Origin of the sequence: Streptomyces sp. S07_1.15, from assembly GCF_020739505.1 — a bacterium.
Classification (GTDB): domain Bacteria; phylum Actinomycetota; class Actinomycetes; order Streptomycetales; family Streptomycetaceae; genus Streptomyces; species Streptomyces xinghaiensis.
Genome location: NZ_JAJBZK010000001.1, coordinates 6393599 through 6413585, shown reverse-complemented (window position 1 = coordinate 6413585; position 19987 = coordinate 6393599). Strand labels below are relative to the sequence as shown.

Genomic DNA, 19987 nt, shown 5'->3' with positions numbered 1-19987 from the left:
CGGGCGGTCCGGGTCCGCTGGGTCCCGGGACCGCCCAGGTGGGGGCGAGCGGCTGAACGGGCGCTGTCCGCCGCCCCGTCGGGACGCCCGCACCTCACGGACCGGCGCACCCGTGGCGGCGGGACGCCTCGCGGCCGCTGGACGCTCACGACGGCGGGGCGGCTCGAACGCCTCCGGCCGCCCCGGGGGCCGCACCGGATACCGCCACGCCGCGGTGGGGGAACGGACCCGCGGCGGTCCGCCCGCCGGCCGCGATCCCGGTCCACCGGCGGGGCCCCGGCCAGCCGGTGAGATCCCGGCCAGCCAGTGAGATCCCGGTCAGCCGGAGGCCCGGCCCGAGGCCACCGCGTAGAACGCCACGGCTGCGGCGGCGCCCACGTTGAGCGAGTCCACCCCGTGCGCCATCGGGATGCGCACCCGGGTCCCGGCGGCCGCGAGCGCCCGCCGGGACAGTCCGGTGCCCTCCGCTCCGAGCATCAGTGCGACCCTCTCCAGCCGGTGCGGTGCCGCCTCGTCGAGCGTCACGGCCTTCTCGTCGGGGGTCAGGGCGAGCAGCTCGAACCCGGCGGCGCGCACCGCGTCCAGCCCGCGCGGCCAGGCGTCCAGCCGGGCATAGGGGATGGAGAAGACGGCGCCCATGGAGACCTTCACCGAGCGCCGGTAGAGCGGATCGGCGCAGTCCGGGGAGAGCAGCACGGCGTCCATGCCGAGGGCCGCCGCGCTGCGGAACACCGCCCCGATGTTGGTGTGGTCGTTGACGGCCTCCATGACGGCGACCCGGCGGGCGTCCGCCAGCAGCTCCCCCGCCGCGGGGAGGGGTTTGCGGTGCAGGGAGGCGAGGGCGCCGCGGTGCACGTGGTAGCCCGTGACGCGCTCGGCGAGGCCCGGGTCGACCACGTACACCGGGGCGTCCAGGGCGGCGAGGAGGTCGCGCATCGCCTCGGCCCACTTGGCGGAGAGGAGCAGGGAGCGCAGCGGGTAGCCGGCGGAGAGCGCCCGCCGGATCACCTTCTCGCCCTCCGCGATGAACAGGCCCTCGGCCGGCTCCCTGCGGCGGCGCAGTTCGACGTCGGTGAGGTCCGTGTAGTCCCGCAGCCGGGGATCGCCGGGGTCGTCGACCGTGATGAGTTCAGCCACTTCGTGTTACTGCCTTGTCCGGTGTTCTCGCCGAGGGCCGTCCAGGGGCGGAGGGCCGGGGGTGCGGTGCGGGTGCGGGTGCGCGTGCGGTGCGGGTGCGGGGGTTGTCATCCCCCGCCGGTCCGCCGCCCGACCGTCACGACCTCGCCGATGACGATCACCGCGGGCGGCCGTACGCCCTCGTCGGCGACGCGCCGCGCCACCGTGGCCAGGGTCGCGTCCACCCGGCGCTGGGCGGCGGTGGTGCCCTCCTGGACGACGGCGACCGGAGTCTCCGGGGCGCGGCCGTGCGCGACCAGCGCCTCGGAGATCGGGCCGATCTTGTCGACGGCCATGAGCAGCACCAGCGTGCCCTGCAGCCGTGCCAGCGCCGCCCAGTCCACCAGCGAGCGCGGGTCGTCGGGGGCGACATGCCCGCTGACCACGGTGAACTCATGGGCCACGCCGCGGTGCGTGACGGGGATGCCGGCCGCCGCGGGCACGCTGATGGAGCTGGAGATGCCGGGAACGACCGTGCAGGGGATGCCCGCCTCGGCGAGCGCCTCGGCCTCCTCCATGCCCCGCCCGAAGACGTACGGGTCGCCGCCCTTGAGGCGGACCACCGCCTTGCCCGCCTTGGCGTGCTCGATCAGCGCGTTGTTGATGGCCTCCTGGGCCATGAACCGGCCGTACGGGATCTTCGCCGCGTCGATCACCTCGACGTGCGGCGGGAGTTCGTCCAGGAGATCGCGGGGGCCGAGCCGGTCGGCGATGACCACGTCCGCCTCGGCGAGCAGTCTGCGTCCGCGCACGGTGATCAGGTCCGGGTCGCCGGGGCCGCCGCCGACCAGGGCGACGCCGGGGGTGCGGGCACGGTGGCGGGGCGCGGCGAGGGTGCCGTCCCGCAGGCCCTCGACGATGGCGTCGCGCACGGCGGCGGAGCGGCGCGGGTCCTGGCCGGTGAGCACGGCGACGGTCACGCCCTCGCTGCGGCCGGTGGCGGGGGTCCAGGCGGTGGCGGCCCCGGCGTCGTCGCTCCGTACGCACCAGACGCGGCCGGTCTCGGCCTCGGCGGAGGCGGCGGCGTTGGCCTCGGGGTCGTCGGTGGAGATGAGCGCGTACCAGGCCCCGTCGAGGTCGCCCGGCCGGTAGCGGCGGCGCTCCCAGCGGACCTCGCCCGCCGTGGCCATGGCCTCCACGGACGGGGTGGCGGACGGCGAGATCAGCAGCACGTCCGCGCCGGCGGCGACCAGTCCGGGCAGCCGGCGCTGGGCGACCTGTCCCCCGCCGAGCACGACCACCCGGCGGCCGGCGAGGCGCAGGCCGACGGGGTAGGCGGTGGCCGGTGCGGGTTCCGGCGTGCGGGCGTGCGCGGGCGCCGGCCGGGCGTCGTCGTTTCGGGTCATGGCGGTACGGCTCCTCGGGGCGGCAGGGGGCTGCGGGCCGCTACTGCGCTGGAGCGGCGGGCGGGGTGGTGCGGTGCGGTGCGCCGGCCGTACGTCCGGCGGCCGGCACGCCGGGCTCCAGCCTAGAGTGCGGCGGGTTACCGGGCTGTTTCGCGGCTCACTCCGGGCCTGGTGGGACCGGGTGATGTGGGACGGGAACGGGAGTACGGGTGCCGGGGCGCGGTTCGGGGTGCGGGTGCCGCGCGCGTTCGGGGCGCGTCGGGGTCCTCCGGGTTCGGGGGCTTGTTCGGGCATTCGGGGGCCGGGCGGTTCGTCCGGCCGTTCGGTTCGGGGGGCGTGTCCCGGTCCCGGCCGAGCCGTTCCGGTCCTTTCCGGTCCGGGCGATTTCCCTGCCGGGATCTTCCGGGTCCGAGCGGTTCCGGTCCGAGCGCCCCCAACCGGCCGTCCCCACCGGGCCGTTCCGGTGGCGGCCCGGCCGGGCCGTACCGGCTCAGGCGGCGCGAGCCGGTACGCGGTCCGGGCCCGGGCCCGTGCCCCTCCGGCTCCGGGTACGGCGGCGGTGCCGTACCCGGGTCGCTTCCGGAGCCGCCCCCGCCCCGGTGCGGGGGCTAGGACTTCTCCGTGACGCCGGCCGAGTCGAACGTGGCGACCTCGTGCATCGCGCGGGCCGCGCTCTGCACCACCGGCAGGGCCAGCAGGGCGCCCGTGCCCTCGCCGAGCCGCAGATCGAGGTCGACCAGGGGCCGCAGGCCCAGCTTGGTGAGGGCCGCCATGTGGCCGGGTTCGGCGCTGCGGTGCCCCGCGATGCAGGCGGCGAGCGCCTCGGGGGCGATCGCCCGGGCCACCAGCGCGGCCGCCCCGGCGCTGACCCCGTCCAGGATCACCGGGGTGCGCAGCGAGGCGCCGCCGAGGATCAGGCCCACCAGCGCGGCGTGCTCGAGGCCGCCGACCGCGGCGAGCACGCCGATCGGGTCCTCCGGGTCCGGCCGGTGCAGTTCCAGTCCGCGCCGTACGACGTCCACCTTGCGGGCGTGCGTCTCGTCGCTGATGCCGGTGCCGCGGCCGGTGACCTCGGCCGGGTCCTTCTCCGTGAAGACGGAGATCAGCGCGGCGGAGACGGTGGTGTTGGCGATGCCCATCTCACCGGTGAGGAGCGCCTTGTTGCCCGCGGCGACCAGGTCCCGGGCGGTCTCGATGCCCACCTCGACCGCGCGCAGCACCTCCTCGCGCTCCAGCGCGGGTCCGGCGGTGAAGTCCCCGGTGCCCGCCCGGATCTTGCGCGGGAGCAGACCGGGCGTGCTCGGCAGGTCGCCGGCCACCCCGACGTCGACCACGCAGACCTCGGCACCGATCTGGCGGGCGAAGGCGTTGCACACCGCTCCCCCGCCGAGGAAGTTGGCGACCATCTGGGCCGTCACCTCCTGCGGCCACGGGGTGACGCCCTGGGCGTGGACGCCGTGGTCCCCGGCGAAGATCGCCACGACGGCGGGCTCCGGGACCGGCGGCGGGCACTTCCGGGAGAGGCCGCTGAGCTGGGCCGAGATGATCTCCAGCATGCCGAGGGCGCCGGCGGGCTTCGTCATCCGCTTCTGCCGTTCCCACGCCTCGCCGAGCGCCTTGGCGTCCAGCGGGCGGATGCCCTGCAGGGTCTCCGCCAGCAGGTCGTGCGGCTCCTCGCCGGGCAGGGCGCGGCGGCCGTACGTCTCCTCGTGCACCACCCAGGACAGCGGGCGCCGCTTGGACCAGCCCGCCTGCGCCAGCTCGGGCTCGGCCGGGAACTCGTCGACGTAGCCGACGCAGAGGTACGCGACGACCTCCAGGTGTTCGGGCAGGCCGAGGACCCGGACCATCTCCCGCTCGTCGAAGAAGCTCACCCAGCCGACGCCGAGTCCCTCGGCACGCGCGGCGAGCCAGAGGTTCTCGACGGCGAGCGCGGAGGAGTACGGGGCCATCTGCGGCTGGGTGTGCCGGCCGAGGGTGTGGCGGCCGCCGCGGGTGGGGTCGGCGGTGACCACGATGTTGACCGGGGTGTCGAGGATGGCCTCGATCTTGAGTTCCTTGAACTGCTTCGCCCGGGCCTTGGGCAGCGACTTGGCGTACGCCTCGCGCTGGCGGACGGCCAGTTCGTGCATGGCCCGGCGGGTCTCGGCGGAGCGGATGACCACGAAGTCCCAGGGCTGGGAGTGGCCGACGCTGGGCGCGTGGTGCGCCGCCTCCAGGACCCGCAGCAGCACGTCGTGCGGTACGGGGTCCTCGCGGAAGCCGTTGCGGATGTCGCGGCGTTCCCGCATGACGCGGAGGACGGCTTCGCGTTCGGCCTCGCCGAAGCCGGGGGCCCGGGGGCCGGAGGGCGGCGCGGGCTCCTCCGACCGGTCCGCCTCCGCGGGCTGATCCGGCTGATCCGGCCGGTCCGGCCGGTCCGCGCCGGTGCCCTGCTCGGGGCTCGCCGGCCGCGCGGTCTCCGGTGCGGGGGCGGGGGCGCCGGATCGCGGGGCGGTGCGGGCGGAGAGGAGCCGGTCCGCGAGGGCGATACCGGGGTCGGGTGCGGGGTCGGCGTCGGGAATGGGAGTGACTCCGGTGGTGGATGCGGCGGCGGGCGCCGGAACGGTGTCGGGGGCGGGGTCGGAAGCGGTGGCCGAGCCGGGGCCCGCGGGGGCGGTCTCCTCGGCGGCAGCGGCCGGCCCGGAGCCGGGGGGCTCGGAGACGGAGGAGTCTGAGGCGGAGGAGTCTGAGGCGGAGGGCTCGGAGGCGGAGGGGCCCGTTACGGGCGCGCCCCCTCCCGGCGCGGGATCCGTGGAGGCGTCGGCGGCGGGCCCGGCCGCGGTGTCTTCCGGTTCGGTGGCGGGCTGTTCGGCGACGGCCGGCTGCTCCGTTGCGGCGGGGCCGGCCGCCTTCGGCTCGGCAGCGCTCGGCTCCGCCCCCTCGGGAACGGTCTCCGGCGCCCCCGGTCCGGCGGGTCCGGCCTCATTGCCGGCCGCCACGCCGGCTTCCTCCGGCCGCGCTCCGGAAGCATCCGCTCCGGTCGTCTCCGGCCGGTCGGCGCCCGGCTCGGCGGCTTCCGGCTCAGCGCCTACGGGCTGAGCGGCTTCGGGCTGAGCGGCTTCCGGCTCGGCGCTCTCCGTCCCGGGGACGGAAGCACCGGCCTCGGGCCCGGGTGCGGCCGTGTCCGGCTCGACCACCTGCGCGGCCGTACCGGCATCCGCTCCGGTGCCGGGCTCCGTCCCGGCTGCCGTGTCCGGTCCGGCAACGGCGTCCGGTCCGGCCTCCTCACCGGGGGCGGCGGCTCCGTCGGTTCCCGGCGGGACGGCGCTCTCGCTCGCAGCCGGTGCGGAGCCGTCGCCGACGGGCGGGGCGCCGGCGTCGGTGGGCACGGAGCCGGCGTCGAGGGCGGCCGCCTCGGGTGCCCCGGAGCCGGCGGGTGCCTGCTGTGCGTGCTGTGCGACCGGCGCTTCCTGCGCGGCTGCGTCGACCGGCGCTTCCACCGGGGTGGTTGAGGGCTCGGCCGCCGTCGTCGCTGACTCCGCGGCGTCGCCCGCGCTCTCCGGCGCTGCCGGCTCGGCGGCCGGCTCCGCCTCCGGTGCGGCGGCCGGTGCGGTCTCCCGGCCTTCCGGAGCCGCCTGCTCCGTCTCCGGGAGGGCCGGGGCCGTCTCCGCGGCTCCTGCCTGCGGTCCGGGCACGGAATCCGGCTCGGCGGTCGCGGGGCGGGCTGCCCGGCGCCGTCGGCCCGTTCCCGCGGCGACCTTCGCGGGCCGCTCCTCCTCCCCGGCACCGGCCTCTTCGGCCCCTGCCTCTTCGGCACCGGGCTGGGCGGCGACCGCCACGGCCACGGCGACCGCCACGGGGGCGTCCGGTCCGGCCGGTGTTCCCGGGGAGTCCACAACCGCAGCGTCCGGTGAGACGCCGTCACCGGCGGGTCCGGCAGGGGTGTTCTCCGCACCGGCCGGTGCGGCCGCGGGTGCCGGCTCCTGCGGGGAGGCGGGAGCCGCACGGCGCCGGCCGCGCCGGCTCCTGCCCGCGGCGTGCTCCGGTGCCCCGTCGGCGGAGGCCGTGGAAGCGGGGGACGCGGGCGCCGCGTCCGGGCTGCCGGCCTCCGTGTCGGGGCCCCCCTCCGCCGTGGGCTCGGGAGCCCCGGGTGCCGCCGTGGCCTCGGGGCCCGTTGCCGTCATCTCGTCCGGCAGCGCGGTGACGGGCGCGGCGAGACCGGCGGCGGCCGGGGCCGGAGAGGACTCCTCCGGCTCGGCGGCGGAGACGGCCGGTTCGGCGGCGGACGGGTCCTCGCCGGGTGCGGCGCGCAAGGCGGCCGGGTCCGCGCCGTCGGCCGGACCGGCCTCCCCGGCCGCGGTCGCCGGGTCGGTCCCCGGGTCCCCCTCCGTCTCCGTCTCCGTCTCGGCGACGACGGCGGAAGACTCCTGTCCGCCGTCCGCGCCGGGCTCCTCCGGTACCGGCCGCGGCCTCTGCTCGGAAACGGGAACGGCCTGTGCGGCCCCGGGCGACGGCGGGGCGGCAGCTCGCGCCGCACCGGCGCCGGTGTCCGTGCCGTCATCGGCGGTGCCGGTCTCCGCGGGCGCGGCCGTCTCCCGGCGGGGAACGGCCGCCGCCGGGACGGGCGTTCGCGCGGCGTCCGTCGCGGCCGGCTGCCCGGACCAGAGGCCGTTCTGCGCCGGGATCTCGCCGAGCTGCGGGCCCGGGAGCGTGGCGGACGGCTGCTGCGCGTATGCCGGGATGGTCACGGGCGGCTGCTGCTGGGGCACCTGGGTCCGCGCCGGGGCGGTCGCCATCCCGGGGAACTGCCGGGCGGGAGCGCCCGCAGGGCCGCGGTCGGCGAGCGAGCGGACGACACCGCCGGTCGTACCGCCCGGCTCGGGCACCGGCGGGCCCGGGCGGAGCGGCCGCCGGGCGGGAGTGTGCTGGGGCGCGGAAGCGGCCGGTCCGGACCGGGGCTGCCCGGTGAACGGCTGTTCGGCGGCGGGGCGCGGAATGTACGGCTGCTGGTCGTGCGGCTGCCGCTGCTCGTAGGACTGCTGCGGCTCGTACGGCTGCTGCTCGTACGACTGCCGCGGCTCGTAGGACTGCGGTTCGTAGGGCGTCTGCTGCTGCTCGTACGACGCCGCCGCGGGTGTGTACGAGGAGGCCGGCCCGGTCTCCGGCCGCGGCAGCGGCCCCGTCAGGGGGTCGGGCAGCGGATCCGTCAGCGGGTCGTACGCGGGCTGCTCGCTCCAGGCGCCCTGGGTGCCGGGCATCAGCAGCAGGTCGTCGTCCCCGGCGGAGGCCGCCGGCTCCGCGGGGCCGTGGTAGGCGTACCCGGCGCCCGGGGCGCCGTGCCGCAGCGAAGGGTCCTGGTGCGGTGAGGGGTCCTGGTGGAGTGGGAAGTCCTGCTGGAGCGCGTCCTGGTTCAGCGAGGGGTCGCCCGCGGGGACGGCGGGAGTCGCGTGCTGCGGTGCCTCCTGCTGTCCGCCGTTCTCCGGCAGCCCCTCGTCCGGGATCCGGCCGGTGTCAGTCATGCGTACCCCTCGCCCATCGATAGTGCTCCATCGACCCGCCCGCCCGGCGCGCCCGACCGCGACGCGAAGGCCGCTCATGGAATGGAACGAGCGTCCGCGCCGGTCGGTACGTCACACGTCCCCCGAGCTCCGTACCGAGCGCTCGAAACGCACGGTGCGTTCCGGGTATTGACGAACGAAGTGCCGAACGCCGCTGCGTCACAACAGTCCGCCAGCCTACCTGGCGCGGACGTCCCGCACGGCACGGGTGGACAAGCTCAGAGCGGACGGCCGATCCTGTGTCCGCACAGGAAAAAGCCCACGTCACGCTGGCGTTCGGCCCATCCCGTGTCCTGCGACGTGTCCAACTCCACAGTCTGGATCAGGGCGCATTCGACGCCGTATCCGCCGTCGGTGAGAGCCCTGCCGACGGCCTCCGCGCCGTCCCGGGTCCTGGCGTGCGTGACGATGCGCTCGGGCCGCCGGGCGGCGCACGCCGCGACGACCGGAGCTCCCCCGCCGCCGATCCGGATCGTGTCCGGTTCGGGCAGATCCTCCAGGATGTGCGGCGCCGTGCCGTGCACCGTCTGGATCTGCACGCCGTAGCGGCGGGCGTTGTCCCCGGCGACCACCAGGGCCCCCTGGTCCCGGTCGACGGCGATGACGGCGGCGCCGAGCCGGGCCGCCTCGACCGCCGCCGCGCCGCTGCCGCAGCCGATGTCCCAGACGAGGTCGCCCACGCGCGGCCCCAGCCGGGCGAGTTGGGCGGCCCGGAGCTGCGCGGTCTCCGCCTCGGAGAGGACGCCTCCGTAGCTCTGGGCGGGCAGCGCCCAGCCGCGCGGCCCGGTGGCCAGGGCGGTGTCGCCGCCGGCCAGCCAGGCGGCCTGCTGGGTGACGGGAGAGGCGAAGCCGCCGATGGACAGGACGACGTTCGGGTCGCGCCAGGTGTGGTCGGCGACCTTGTCCGAGGTGAGGACGGTGACCCGCTCCCGGTCGGTGCCGAGTTCCTCGCAGATGACGAAGGTGCGGTGCACCGGGCCCAGCAGCAGGGCGAGTTCGGCCGGGCCGGCGCCGGGCGCCGTGAGGACGGCGACCTTGCTGTGGGCCCGGCAGACGTTGACGGCCCGGCGCAGATCGCGGCTGTGCGCGGTGACGATCCGGGCGTCGTCCCACGCCATGCCCGCGCGGGCGAAGGCGGCGGCGACGGACGAGACGGCGGGCACCACCTCGACCTCCAGCCCGTGTTCGGGGGCGCGGAGGGTGCGGACGACGCCGAAGAAGCCGGGGTCGCCGTCGGCGAGCACGACGGCGGTGCCGCGGTGGCCGACGATGCGGCGGGCGGCGAGATCGAGGCTGCCGAGCCTGATCCGCTCGGCGGTGGACGGCACTTCGGGCAGGTCCAGATGGTGGGGCGCGCCGGCGACGAGGGTGGCGGCTCCGAGGGCGGAGCGGGCCGCGGCGGTCAGCGGCGAGCCGTCCCATCCGATCACCGTGACCCGGTCGGCCATCGTCGTCAGTCTCCTGGGAAAGTCGCGCACGGATCCCGCGGGGGTGGGGCGGGCACGGTGAGGGTACCCCGGTGGGCCCGGGGCACCGCGCGCAGGGGCCGCCGGTTCCGGCCGCGGGCGCGGGGCGCCGCCGGGCGCGTCAGTTCCAGTCGGCGTAGGCGGCCCGGTCCCCCTTCGCCGTCTCCTCGTCGAGGTCGTCCAGATCCTCGGGGAGCAGGCTCCAGACGATCAGGTCGGTGCGGATGTCCGCCCAGCCGCCGTCCTCGGTGCGGGTGCGGGCTATCCAGGCGTTCCGCAGCACGCCCTCGCTGATGCAGCCGGTCTTCTGCGCGACCTGCTGGGAGGCGGTGTTGTCGGCGGCGGTGCGCAGTTCGAGCCGTTCGAAGCCCTGGTGGCGGAAGAGCCACTGGGCGACGGCGCGCACCGCCTCGCTGGCGTAGCCCTCGCCGCGGGCCCAGGGCGCGGTGACGTAGCCGATCTCGGTGGAGCGGCAGCGCCAGTTGGTGTTCCGCAGGTGGACGGAGCCGACCAGCCGCTGGGTGAGGAACTCGGCGACGGCGAAGACGATGCCGCGGCTCTCGGTGCGCTCGGCGGGGGCGGCGCGGCCGGCCCAGTCGCGGGCGTCGTCCAGGGTGTACGGGTGGGGGGCGGAGGTCCAGGCCGTGACGAGTTCGTCGTTCATCATGTCCGCGAGGGCGGGCACGTCACCCTCCTCGAACGGGCGCAGCACCAGGCGGTCGGTGCTGATCGTGATGTCCGGGAAAGTGGGGGTCATGGGCCGCTCCGGGTCCGGGGTCTGCTGGACAGCCCAGCATGCAGCATCGGCGCGGGAGGGCGCAGCGCCGGGTGGGGCGGACGGGACGGCCGCGGGCCCCGCGCGGTGGCGGGGCCCGCGGGCCGGGGGCCGGTTCCGGGGCGGGCCGGAGCGCGGCCCGGGGTGCGGCCGGGTCAGGACGCGACGGCTCCGAAGGCGGGCAGGACGGAGCCCTCGAACCGCTTTTCGATGAACGCCCCGACCTCGTCGGAGTTGAGGAGCCGGGCGAGCTTCTCCACCCGCGGGTCGTCCTCGTTGCCCTTCTTCACGGCGAGGAAGTTGGCGTACGGGTTGCCCTCGGCCTTCTCCAGGACGAGGGCGTCCTTCGCGGGCTTGAGCCCGGCGCCGATGGCGTAGTTGCCGTTGATCACGGCGGCGTCGACGTCAGCGAGCCGGGTGGGGATCTGGGCGGCCTCCAGTTCCTTGAACTCCAGGCCCTTGTCGTCCGCGACGTCGCCGAGGGTGGCGTCGCTGCCGGTGCCCTTCGCGAGTTCGATGGCACCGTGGTCGGCGAGGAGCCTGAGGGCGCGGCCCTCGTTGGTGGCGTCGTCCGGGAGGGCGACGGTGTGGCCGGGCTTCAGGTCCCCGATGCCGCCGAGCTGCTCGGAGTAGAGGCCCAGCGGTTCGATCTCGACGTTGACGACGGGCACGATGTGGGTGCCCTTCTGCTCGTTGAAGTCGTCGAGGTAGGGCTTGTGCTGGAAGAAGTTGGCGTCGACCTCGCCGCTCTCGGTGGCGGTGTTGGGGAGGACGTAGTCGTCGAACTCCCGGATCTCCAGGTCGAGTCCGGCGTCGTCGGCCAGGTTCTTCTTGACGTAGGCGAGGATGTCGCCGTGCGGGGTGGGGGTGGCGGCGACGGTGAGCGGGGCGTCCGCGGAGTCGCCGCCGGACCCGGAACCGGCGTCGGAGGGGGCCGAGCAGGCGCCGAGGGTCAGGGTGAGGGCGGCGGCAGCGGCAGCCGTCGCGGCCCGGAGGGTGGTGGGCTTGCGGAGGGATTCCAGCGGGGTACGCACGAAGAGTGCCTTTCTTGCGGGTGGTTCCGCCCGGCGAAGGGTCCGGGCTCGGGGTCCGGCTCCGCCCGGTGTGGAGCGGGCGGGCCGGAGGTTCGGTGGGCCGCGCGGGGTGGCCGGGGGTGGCGGCGGGGCGCCGGGGTCAGCGGCGCGCCGCGCGGAGCCGGCGTTTCCGTACCGGGCGGGTCCCGGAGCGGCCGCGCCGGGCCAGGGCGCGCACCACGAGATCGCCGGCCAGCTGCACGGTGCTGACGAGGACGATCAGCAGCACCACGGTGACGATCATGAGGTCGGTCTCGAACCGCTGGTAGCCGTAGGTCTTGGCGAGGTTGCCGAGCCCGCCGCCGCCGACCGCGCCGGCCATGGCCGAGTAGCCGATGAGGGCGATCACGGTGGTGGTGAGGCCCGCGACGAGGGACGGCAGGGCCTGCGGCAGCAGCGCCTTGCGGACCACCGTCCAGGTGGAGCCGCCCATCGCCTGCACGGCCTCGACGAGTCCGTCGTCGACCTCGCGGACGGCCGTCTCCACCAACCGGGCGAAGAACGGGACGGCGCTGACGGCCAGCGGGACGACGGCCGCCGTGGGGCCGATGGAGGTGCCGACCACCAGGGTGCTGAACGGGATCAGCGCGATCATGAGGATGAAGAAGGGCAGCGAGCGGCCGACGTTGACGACGGCGCCGGTCACCTTGTTGACGGGGCCGTTGCGCAGCAGGCCCCCCTCGCCCGTCAGCACCAGCAGCACGCCCAGCGGCAGTCCGCCGAGGACCGCGTAGACCGTGGACCAGCCGACCATGTAGAGGGTGTCCAGACAGGCGGCGGACAGCAGCGGCTGCATCTCGGACCAGGTCACCGGGCACCTCCGCGGACCAGCGGTCCGGCGGGGGTCCCGCTGGTGCCCTCGGCCTCCGGGGTGCCGGGGGCGCGCACGATCTCGATGCCCAGGCCCTGCTCGCGCAGATAGCCGATCGGCACGACGTTCTCCTCGAAGGGGCCGGGCAGTTCGATGCGCATCCGGCCGACCTGGCGGCCCGCGACGGTGTCCATCGCGGCGCCCAGGACGGCGATGTCGACGTTGTACGTCCGTGCGAGCCGGGAGATGACCGGCTCGGTCGCGGTCTCGCCGTGGAAGGTGACGTCCACGACGGTCCGGTTCTCGCCGGACGCCTGGCCGGCCACCGGGAAGAGCTCCCGGGCCAGTTCGGAGCCGGGGGTGGCGAGCAGGTCCGGCACGGTGCCGGACTCCGTGATCCGGCCCTCGCGCATCAGGGCGGCGGAGTCGCAGACGGCCTTGACGACCTCCATCTCGTGGGTGATGAGGAGGATCGTCAGCCCGAGCTGCCGGTTGAGGTCGCGCAGCAGCCGGAGCACGGAGCGGGTGGTCCCGGGGTCGAGCGCGGAGGTCGCCTCGTCGGAGAGGAGCACCTTGGGGTCGCCGGCCAGGGCGCGGGCGATGCCGACGCGCTGCTTCTGGCCGCCGGAGAGCTGCGCCGGGTAGGACCGCGCCTTGTCGGCGAGACCGACCAGGTCGAGCAGTTCCAGGGCCTTGCGCTCGCGTTCGCGGCGGGTGAGTCCCAGGATTTCCAGCGGCAGTTCGACGTTGGCCCGGACGGTGCGCGAGGAGAGCAGGTTGAAGTGCTGGAAGACCATGCCGATCCGGGTCCGGGCCCGGCGCAGCTCCGCGCCGGCGCGGGGGCCGCGCCCGGCGAGCGCGGTGAGGTCCCGGCCGTCGACGGTGACCGTGCCGGAGGTGGGCCGCTCCAGCAGGTTGACGCAGCGGATGAGGGTGGACTTGCCGGCGCCGCTCCGGCCGAGGACGCCGTACACCTCCCCCTCGCGGACGTGCAGGCCGACACCGTCCAGGGCGGTGGTCTCCCGGCCGTCCCGGGAGCGGTAGACCTTGGTCAGGTCCTGGGTGGTGATCACAGGGATATCCGTCACTTTCGAGCGCGCGGCGCACGGGGGCGCCGGCACGGGACATACGGGTACGGGGCGGGCCGCGGCCACGGGAGGGGGCGCGGCCCGGTGGCGTCACGACGCCGCGGTGTCCGGGCACGGCCGGACCGGGCGGTCATGGCGCGGGGCGTCGCGGCACGGTGCGCCCGGCGGGGCGGGGCGGCACGGCCGCGGGGGTTCGCTTCGGGGCGCGAGGAGCGGGAGAGGGGCCCTCAGGGGCGACACATTCGACACATGCGGCGAGCACCGGGCGTCTGGATCGCCTCGGTCGCGGTGATGCGGCTGCTCGTCGTGGTCATGCGCCCCAGTTAAGCAGACCCCGGCACCGAACGATCACAGCATTCCACATGTTGGACAACAGTGATCGGATGCCGGACATCGGGCAGATCGGCCGTACCGGCGGAAACCCCCGGCAGGCGGGCCGCCGGCCGGGGCCGGCCGCAGGCGTGGCGCCGCCGGCTGTGGCCGGCACCACGCCGTACGGCCGGGCACGGGGGCGGTCCCGGGGGCGGGCGCGGCGGCCCGGAACGGGCGCACTAAAGTCGTTCCATGCCTCTCCCTCCGCCCGGCCGCCCGCAGAGCGGCCCGCACCACCGCCGGAGGCGGTACCGGTGATCACCGCACTGACGCTCGCGGTCTCCGCGGCCGCTCTCGCGCTCGCCGCCTGGTGCGGTTTCGCGGCCTACCGCGACCAGCCCACCAAGGACTGGCACTTCATCGGGGTGGCCGTGGTGAGCGTGCTCGCGCTGGCCCAGCTGGCGGTCGGCATCGTCCGGCTGGCGGGCGGCGACCGGCCGGAGGGCGGCACCGGCATCTTCCTCGCGTATCTGCTGGGCGCGGCCGCGGCCGTGCCCGCCGCCGGTTTCCTGTCCCTGGCCGAGCGGACCCGCTGGGGCTCGGTGACGGTGGCCGCCGGAGCGGTGGTGCTGGCGGTGCTGGAGGTACGGCTCCACGACATCTGGGGAGGCGGTCCCGGTGCCTGAACAGAACCCCGGCACCGCGACCGCGGACACCACGGCCTCCGGCACCGCGACCGCGGACACCACGGCCTCCGGCACCGCGAGCCCGGACACGGCGGCCGCGGGCACCGCGGCCCGGCCCGCCGCTCCCCCGGAGGCTCCGTCCGGCGAGCGCCTGCGGCTCGGCAGCGGTCCGGGCCGGCTGCTCGTCCTGCTCTACGGCGTCTTCACCGTCGGCGCCGCCTCGCGCTCCATCGCGCAGATGCTGACGAAGTTCGACGAGGCCCCGCTCGCGTACGTCCTCTCCGCCGCCGCGGCCTGCGTGTACGCGGTCATCCTCTTCTCGCTCGTGCGGGGCGGCGAGGGTGCCCGGCGCCTCGGGCAGGTCTGCTGCGGACTCGAACTGACGGGCGTTCTGGCCGTGGGCACCTGGACCCTGGTGGACCCCTCGGCGTTCCCCGACGCCACGGTCTGGTCCGACTACGGGATGGGCTATCTCTTCCTGCCGCTGGTGCTGCCCGTGGCGGCGCTGTTCTGGCTGCGCGGCGCCCGCCGCACCTGACGACCGACGAGGCGGCCGGGCGCGCATCCGGACGCGACGCGGACAGCGGGGCACGGGGAGCCCGGGCCCGGGGAGCGGGACATGCGGCGGGCCGGCCGCCACGGCGTGTGCCGTGCCGGCCGGCCCGGGGTGGGACCGCGTGCGCGGATCAGGCGCTGGCGACCAGACTGCCGACCTCGGCGCCCTTCTCCAGGGTCACCAGGCTCAGCCCGCGCGAGATCTGCTCGGTGCCGACCGGCGCGTAGCCGCAGCGCCGGTAGAGCCGCAGATTGCCCTCGCTGCGGTGGCCCGTGAGAAGGCGGTAGCGCTTGGCCTCCGACTCCTCGGCGAGCCGTGTCTCGATCGCGGCGAGCAGCCGCCCGCCGAGACCGTGCCGCTGCATCCGCGGATGGACGATGAGTTTGGCGATGCCGGCGGTGCCGTCGGCGTCCACCGTCCCGCGGACGGACCCGACGACCTCCGTGCCGAGCCGGGCCACGAGCACCAGGCTCCGGCTCAGTTCGGCACGGAGGTCGTCCAGGGACTGGGTCAGCGGTTCGATGCCGTAGTCGCCGTACAGCTCCGCCTCGCGCTGGTAGCAGAGGTACTGGAGTTTGAGGATCTGTTCGGCGTCCTCATCGGCCGCCGCAGAGATGGTCACGCTCATGCCCATACGCGCACGCCTCCCCTTTCGAATCGCCCGGGCGCGGTCGAGGGTGGGGCGCCCGGGCCGGATGCCCTGACCGGAGCGGCAAACGGATTCGCCGCGTCCATGGCTCCGGTCGGCTAACGCTCCCTTCCCCGAAGTCCGGGAGCCGCAACCTCCGCCGTGAGCATTCTGCGCAGACATCCCAGGCACCGGGAACGAATCGGCCCAAGACTTCCCTGTGAGATTCCCAACGCGCCTGCGATTTCCCGGTAGGTCGGGTCGCGGGGGGACAGCATCGCAGCGAGCAGACCCGGGCACCGGCCGGGCAGCCGGCGCACCGCGCTCCACAGTTCGCGCCGCTCCTCGGCCGCCAGCACCCGCTCCTCCACCCCGGACGGGCCGGCCGACCGGGCCCGGCCGGCGGCGGCCGGCTCCCCGCCGTCCACCGGGGCGTACGGCACCTCCCGGCGGGCCCGGAGCCGGGCCCCGCGCCCCTCGCTGCGGACGGCGGCCCGCAGCCACTCCGCCGCCGCCCGCTCCGGCATCGGACCGGTCTCCCGGCGGTGTTCCAGCAGGCGCAGCCAGACGCCCTGTTCGAGGTCGGCGGCCTCCACGGCGGTGCCGTGGGCCTCGGCCGCCGCCTCGGCGGCGAGCAGCGGGCGCAGCCGGAGGAGCAGGTCACTCGGTGTCATGCCCTCCGGGACACCCCGGGGATGCAGGATGGTTTCGCCTGCTCCCCGAACTCACCCGTCCGTGTCGCCGGGCCGGCCGCCCCTGACGCGAGCCCTTGACCCACCCCGTTGACCTGGGCCCTTGACCCGGCCCCGGGCCGGTGGCGCGGGGCCGGCGCCCCGGGGCTCAGCCCCGCAGGAAGTCCTCCCGCGCGAGGAGGGCCGTGTCCGGGTTGTCGGTGAAGATCCCGTCGATGCCGGTGGCGAAGTAGGCGCGGTACGCGCCGAAGGCGTCCCCGTACGCGGCCGGGTCGCTGCCGCGGCGGAAGCCGGCGGGCAGGAAGGTGTTCTCGTTCCGCATCGTGTACGGGTGCAGGACCAGCCCGGCGCGGTGCGCGTCCTCGACGAGTGTGGTGGGGGTGGTCAGCCTCCCGTCGGCGTCCTTCGGGATCACCAGGTCGAGGAGCGGGCCGATGCCCTGCGCGAAGCCGGCGATCCACGCCAGCCCCTCGGGGGTGACCAGATCGGCGACGGTCCGCGGGTCGCCGGCCTCCCGGAAGTCCCAGGGGCGGTCGTCGGCGGTCCACAGCAGCACCACCCGCGGCGTGGAGACCAGCCGGCTCATCCGCTCCATGCTGGTCGGCTCGAAGGACTGCAGGAAGACCGGCGCGTTCTTCCGGTGCCGCCCGTACCGGCGCAGCAGCTTCGCCAGCCGCTCCTCCAGCCCGAGGCCGATCCCCCGGAAGTAGCTGGGGTGCTTGGTCTCGACGTGCAGCCACACCGGGCGGCCCCGACGGCGGCCCTCGCGGTCGGCCCAGCGGAGCACTTCCTCGAAGGAGGGGATCTCCCAGCGGCCGTTGTAGAGGGTGTTGTGCGGGCGGACCGCCGGGATGCGCTCCGTCGCGCGCAGGGTCTTCAGTTCGGCCAGGGTGAAGTCCTCGGTGAACCAGCCGGTGATCTCGGTGCCGTCGACGGTCTTGGTGGCCTTCCGGCCGGCGAACTCGGGGTGGCCGGCGACGTCCGTGGTCCCGGTGATGTCGTTCTCGTGGCGGCAGACCAGATGGCCGTCGCGGGTGGGCACCAGATCCTGCTCGATGACGTCCGCGCCCATGTCGAGGGCGAGCTGGTAGGCGCCGAGGGTGTGTTCGGGCCGGTAGCCGCTGGCGCCGCGGTGGGCGACGACGGCGGGCACCGGCAGCCCCCGGTACGGGCTCCGGCCGTCCTTGCCGGCGGCCGGAGCCGTGCCCGCCGCGCTCGCCGTGCCCGCCGCGCCCAGGACGGCCGCGCCCGCGCCGAGGGCCGCAGCCCCCAGCAGTACGCGGCGGCCCGGCCCGTGCTCCTGCGCCTGCTCCATGAGATCCCCTGTTTCTTGTTGTGAACCTGCCCGACAACCGGGGGTGATCGTAGGCGGCTATACCTGTCCCGTGGGAGAGCACAAGCCGAACACCGGGCGAACACACTCCGGCTCGCGGCGTCCGCGAGCCGGACGGATGTGCGTCTCCGGGGATCGCGCGAGTACCGTACTCACCTGCAGACTCCCGCGATGCGGAAACATCGCGCGCGCTGTCTCGGCCGACGACCAGGACCAGACCGGAGGGCCCGTTGTCCCGTATTGCGCTCAAGGCTTTTCTCGGATTGCTCGTGCGCGTCCTGTTCCGCCCACGGGTCGAGGGGGCGGAGAACGTCCCGGCGACCGGGCCGGTCATCCTCGCCGGGAACCACGTCACCTTCATCGACTCGCTCTTCCTCGCGCTCGTCATGAAGCGCCAGGTCTTCTTCATCGGCAAGGACGAGTACGTCACCGGCAAGGGGATCAAGGGCCGGCTGATGGCCTGGTTCTTCGGGATGTCCGGCATGATCCCCGTCGACCGCGACGGCGGGCACGGCGGCGTCGCCGCGCTGATGACCGGCCGCCGCCTGCTGGAGGAGGGCAAGGCCTTCGGCATCTACCCGGAGGGCACCCGCTCCCCCGACGGCCGGCTGTACCGGGGCCGGACCGGCGTCTCCCGGCTCACGCTGATGACGGGCGCGCCGGTGGTCCCGTTCGCGATGATCGGCACCGACAAGGTCCAGCCGGGCGGCAAGGGCATGCCCCGGATCGCCCCGGTGACCGTCCGCTTCGGCACTCCGCTGGACTTCTCCCGGTACGAGGGGATGGACCGCGACCGCTATGTGCTGCGGGCGGTGACCGACGAGGTGATGAGCGAGGTCATGCGGCTCTCCGGCCAGGAGTACGTGGACATGTACGCCACCAAGGCGAAGGCGGCCTGACCACCCCGGTCCCGCGCGACGGACGGCGGCCCCGGCGGAACCGCCCGCCGGGGCCGCCGTTCGCCGTTCGAGCGCGCCCGGGCTCCGGGCCGCCGGCCGTCAGCAGTGGATGTACCGCAGGTAGTAGTGGGTGGCGAAGTCGCCCCGGGTGTCGATGGTGAACTTCTTGCTCTTGCCCTTGGGGCCGACCCAGGGACCGTCGAAGTACCAGCCCTTCTGGGTCTTCACCCGCACGTACGGGCAGCGGCCGTCGGCGCGGGTGTCCTTGACCGTGCCGTGGACCTTCGACCCGCAGCGCCGCCCGTTGGCGTAGCCCTCGCGGGACTTGACGGACCAGTTGTAGCAGGGGGCGTTCTCGGCGGCCGGGCCGGTCGGGGCGGCCGAGGCGGTGCCGTGGACGGGCACCGCGAGCAGTGCGAGTGCGGCCAGCGCGATGAGCGGCTTGCGCATGAATGACTCCCTTGTGTCGTGTTGCGCCGGGTTGCGGCCGTCACGACTGTGGGCCCGGAAGGGGACGTTCAGCGCGGTTCGCCGGAAAAATCACCCGACCGGGGAGCGGCTCCGTGGGTACGGGCCCCACGACCGGCACACCGGTGTGCGCCGGAGTGCGCCGGAGCGGCCGGGGCCGGGCGCCGCCGATCGGAGCAGCCGGGCGTCGCCGGATCGGAGCAGCCGGGAGAGCGCCTGGGCCGGTGCGTGACTAGCGTCCTGTCCCGTACGCCGGTCCGGTCCGCCGGTCCTCCCACCACAGGCCGGGCGCCCGCGGCCCGGCCGAGAGGATGTCCCGATGCGCCTCGCCGCCCTCGTCACCACACTGACCGCCGTCACGGCGACCGGTCTGCCCGCCGCACACCCGGCCGCCGCGGAGGAACGGCGGAGCCGGCCCCCGGCCAGTGCGTCACCGCAGACGGGGCATCGGCCGCCGGCCCGGGCGCACGCGGCGGCCCGCGCCACCGCCCTCCCGCGGACCGTCCGGTGGCTGCTGGAGTCCGACGGCTCCTTCCGCGAGCGCTACCGCGAGGACGGCTCCCCGGCCGCCCGCCGGCTCGCCGCCCGCACCCTGCGGGCCATCGAGGCCGGGCTGATCGCCACGCATCTCCCGCAGGGCGCGCACATCCCCGAGGTCCCGCCGATGACGGTGTGGCGGGCCCGCGACGACGGCTCCCGCGTCGCGCGCGTCACCTACACGGGGACGGCCGTCCCGCCCAGCGGCATCGCCGTCCATTACGACGCGGCGGGGCGTCTCACCGGCACCGTCGAGCACGTCTTCGAGGAGCGCGGTGAGACCCAGGGCCGGGTCGCGGTGTGGCGGGACGGGCGGCTGGTGGTGGACAGCTTCGTGGAGCACACGCCCGAACCCTCTTCCTGGTCCGAGCGGTTCACCGACTGCACGGCCGACCGGGACGTCCCCGGCTGGGTCGTCCAGGCACTCGCCGAGAGCGGAGCCCCGGACGCCGGGGCGCGGACCGGTACGGAGCGGGAGGAGGACGCCGGCGGCACGGGGCAGGCCGCCCGGCCCGGCGGTTTCCGGGTGCCCTTCGCGGACACGCTCATGCTCTGCGCCCGGCAGGCCGACCGGACCGGCTGAGGCACCGCGCCCCGGCCG

Annotated in this window: 16 protein-coding genes; 4 read left to right on the top strand and 12 right to left on the bottom strand. The window is 75.7% G+C overall.

Annotated elements, in window-relative coordinates; genetic code table 11:
- Nucleotides 1–318: 318 nt before the first annotated feature.
- The 8 genes from LIX60_RS27525 to LIX60_RS27490 all read right to left on the bottom strand — a co-directional run bounded on the left by LIX60_RS27525 (nucleotide 319) and on the right by LIX60_RS27490 (nucleotide 13260).
- Nucleotides 319–1137 (bottom strand): RNA methyltransferase, encoded by an 819-nt coding sequence (locus LIX60_RS27525; protein ID WP_227961615.1) that lies wholly within the window; start codon nucleotides 1135–1137, stop codon nucleotides 319–321.
- Between the two features lie 107 nt (nucleotides 1138–1244).
- Nucleotides 1245–2522, bottom strand: coding sequence for a uroporphyrinogen-III C-methyltransferase (gene cobA / locus LIX60_RS27520; protein WP_227961613.1), 1278 nt, complete (start codon nucleotides 2520–2522; stop codon nucleotides 1245–1247).
- A gap of 608 nt (nucleotides 2523–3130) precedes the next feature.
- Nucleotides 3131–8023, bottom strand: a complete 4893-nt coding sequence (gene cobT, locus LIX60_RS27515) for a nicotinate-nucleotide--dimethylbenzimidazole phosphoribosyltransferase (RefSeq protein WP_227961611.1) — start codon at nucleotides 8021–8023, stop codon at nucleotides 3131–3133.
- A 257-nt stretch (nucleotides 8024–8280) separates the two neighbouring features.
- Nucleotides 8281–9510, bottom strand: a complete 1230-nt coding sequence (gene cbiE / locus LIX60_RS27510) for a precorrin-6y C5,15-methyltransferase (decarboxylating) subunit CbiE (protein WP_227961608.1) — start codon at nucleotides 9508–9510, stop codon at nucleotides 8281–8283.
- 139 nt (nucleotides 9511–9649) lie between these two features.
- A complete protein-coding gene (locus LIX60_RS27505) occupies nucleotides 9650–10285 on the bottom strand; it encodes a GNAT family N-acetyltransferase (RefSeq protein WP_227961606.1) in 636 nt (211 codons plus the stop codon).
- 173 nt (nucleotides 10286–10458) lie between these two features.
- The gene (locus tag LIX60_RS27500) at nucleotides 10459–11337 is read right to left on the bottom strand and encodes a MetQ/NlpA family ABC transporter substrate-binding protein (protein WP_227961604.1); all 879 of its coding nucleotides are present in this window, start codon (nucleotides 11335–11337) and stop codon (nucleotides 10459–10461) included.
- Between the two features lie 139 nt (nucleotides 11338–11476).
- A complete protein-coding gene (locus tag LIX60_RS27495; RefSeq protein ID WP_227961602.1) occupies nucleotides 11477–12187 on the bottom strand; it encodes a methionine ABC transporter permease in 711 nt (236 codons plus the stop codon).
- Nucleotides 12184–13260 carry a methionine ABC transporter ATP-binding protein gene (locus LIX60_RS27490; protein WP_227961600.1) on the bottom strand — a complete coding sequence of 359 codons (1077 nt, stop codon included), beginning with the start codon at nucleotides 13258–13260 and terminating at the stop codon, nucleotides 12184–12186. Before LIX60_RS27490 ends, LIX60_RS27495 begins: the two co-directional genes overlap by 4 nt.
- Nucleotides 13261–13901: 641 nt before the next feature.
- Here LIX60_RS27490 and LIX60_RS27485 point away from each other — a divergent pair.
- Together LIX60_RS27485 and LIX60_RS27480 are read left to right on the top strand one after the other, a co-directional pair.
- Nucleotides 13902–14273, top strand: coding sequence for a hypothetical protein (locus LIX60_RS27485; protein ID WP_227961598.1), 372 nt, complete (start codon nucleotides 13902–13904; stop codon nucleotides 14271–14273).
- Nucleotides 14266–14811 carry a hypothetical protein gene (locus LIX60_RS27480; protein ID WP_374117928.1) on the top strand — a complete coding sequence of 182 codons (546 nt, stop codon included), beginning with the start codon at nucleotides 14266–14268 and terminating at the stop codon, nucleotides 14809–14811. Before LIX60_RS27485 ends, LIX60_RS27480 begins: the two co-directional genes overlap by 8 nt.
- A gap of 148 nt (nucleotides 14812–14959) precedes the next feature.
- Here the strand turns inward: LIX60_RS27480 and LIX60_RS27475 are convergent, their stop codons facing one another.
- The 3 genes from LIX60_RS27475 to LIX60_RS27465 form a co-directional block, all read right to left on the bottom strand.
- The gene (locus tag LIX60_RS27475) at nucleotides 14960–15487 is read right to left on the bottom strand and encodes a GNAT family N-acetyltransferase (protein WP_374117995.1); all 528 of its coding nucleotides are present in this window, start codon (nucleotides 15485–15487) and stop codon (nucleotides 14960–14962) included.
- Between the two features lie 89 nt (nucleotides 15488–15576).
- Nucleotides 15577–16131: a sigma-70 family RNA polymerase sigma factor gene (locus tag LIX60_RS27470; protein WP_227961594.1), complete on the bottom strand. Its 555-nt coding sequence runs from the start codon at nucleotides 16129–16131 to the stop codon at nucleotides 15577–15579.
- 166 nt (nucleotides 16132–16297) lie between these two features.
- Nucleotides 16298–17464 carry a glycerophosphodiester phosphodiesterase gene (locus LIX60_RS27465; RefSeq protein WP_227961593.1) on the bottom strand — a complete coding sequence of 389 codons (1167 nt, stop codon included), beginning with the start codon at nucleotides 17462–17464 and terminating at the stop codon, nucleotides 16298–16300.
- A gap of 248 nt (nucleotides 17465–17712) precedes the next feature.
- Between LIX60_RS27465 and LIX60_RS27460 the strand changes: the two genes are divergently transcribed.
- Nucleotides 17713–18381, top strand: a complete 669-nt coding sequence (locus LIX60_RS27460; protein WP_043468547.1) for a 1-acyl-sn-glycerol-3-phosphate acyltransferase — start codon at nucleotides 17713–17715, stop codon at nucleotides 18379–18381.
- Nucleotides 18382–18480: 99 nt separating this feature from the next.
- Here LIX60_RS27460 and LIX60_RS27455 read toward each other — a convergent pair whose 3' ends face one another.
- The gene (locus LIX60_RS27455) at nucleotides 18481–18831 is read right to left on the bottom strand and encodes a hypothetical protein (RefSeq protein ID WP_227961591.1); all 351 of its coding nucleotides are present in this window, start codon (nucleotides 18829–18831) and stop codon (nucleotides 18481–18483) included.
- Between the two features lie 337 nt (nucleotides 18832–19168).
- Here LIX60_RS27455 and LIX60_RS27450 point away from each other — a divergent pair, with 337 nt between their 5' ends.
- Nucleotides 19169–19969: a THO complex subunit 4 gene (locus LIX60_RS27450; protein ID WP_227961589.1), complete on the top strand. Its 801-nt coding sequence runs from the start codon at nucleotides 19169–19171 to the stop codon at nucleotides 19967–19969.
- The last annotated feature ends 18 nt before the right edge of the window (nucleotides 19970–19987 follow it).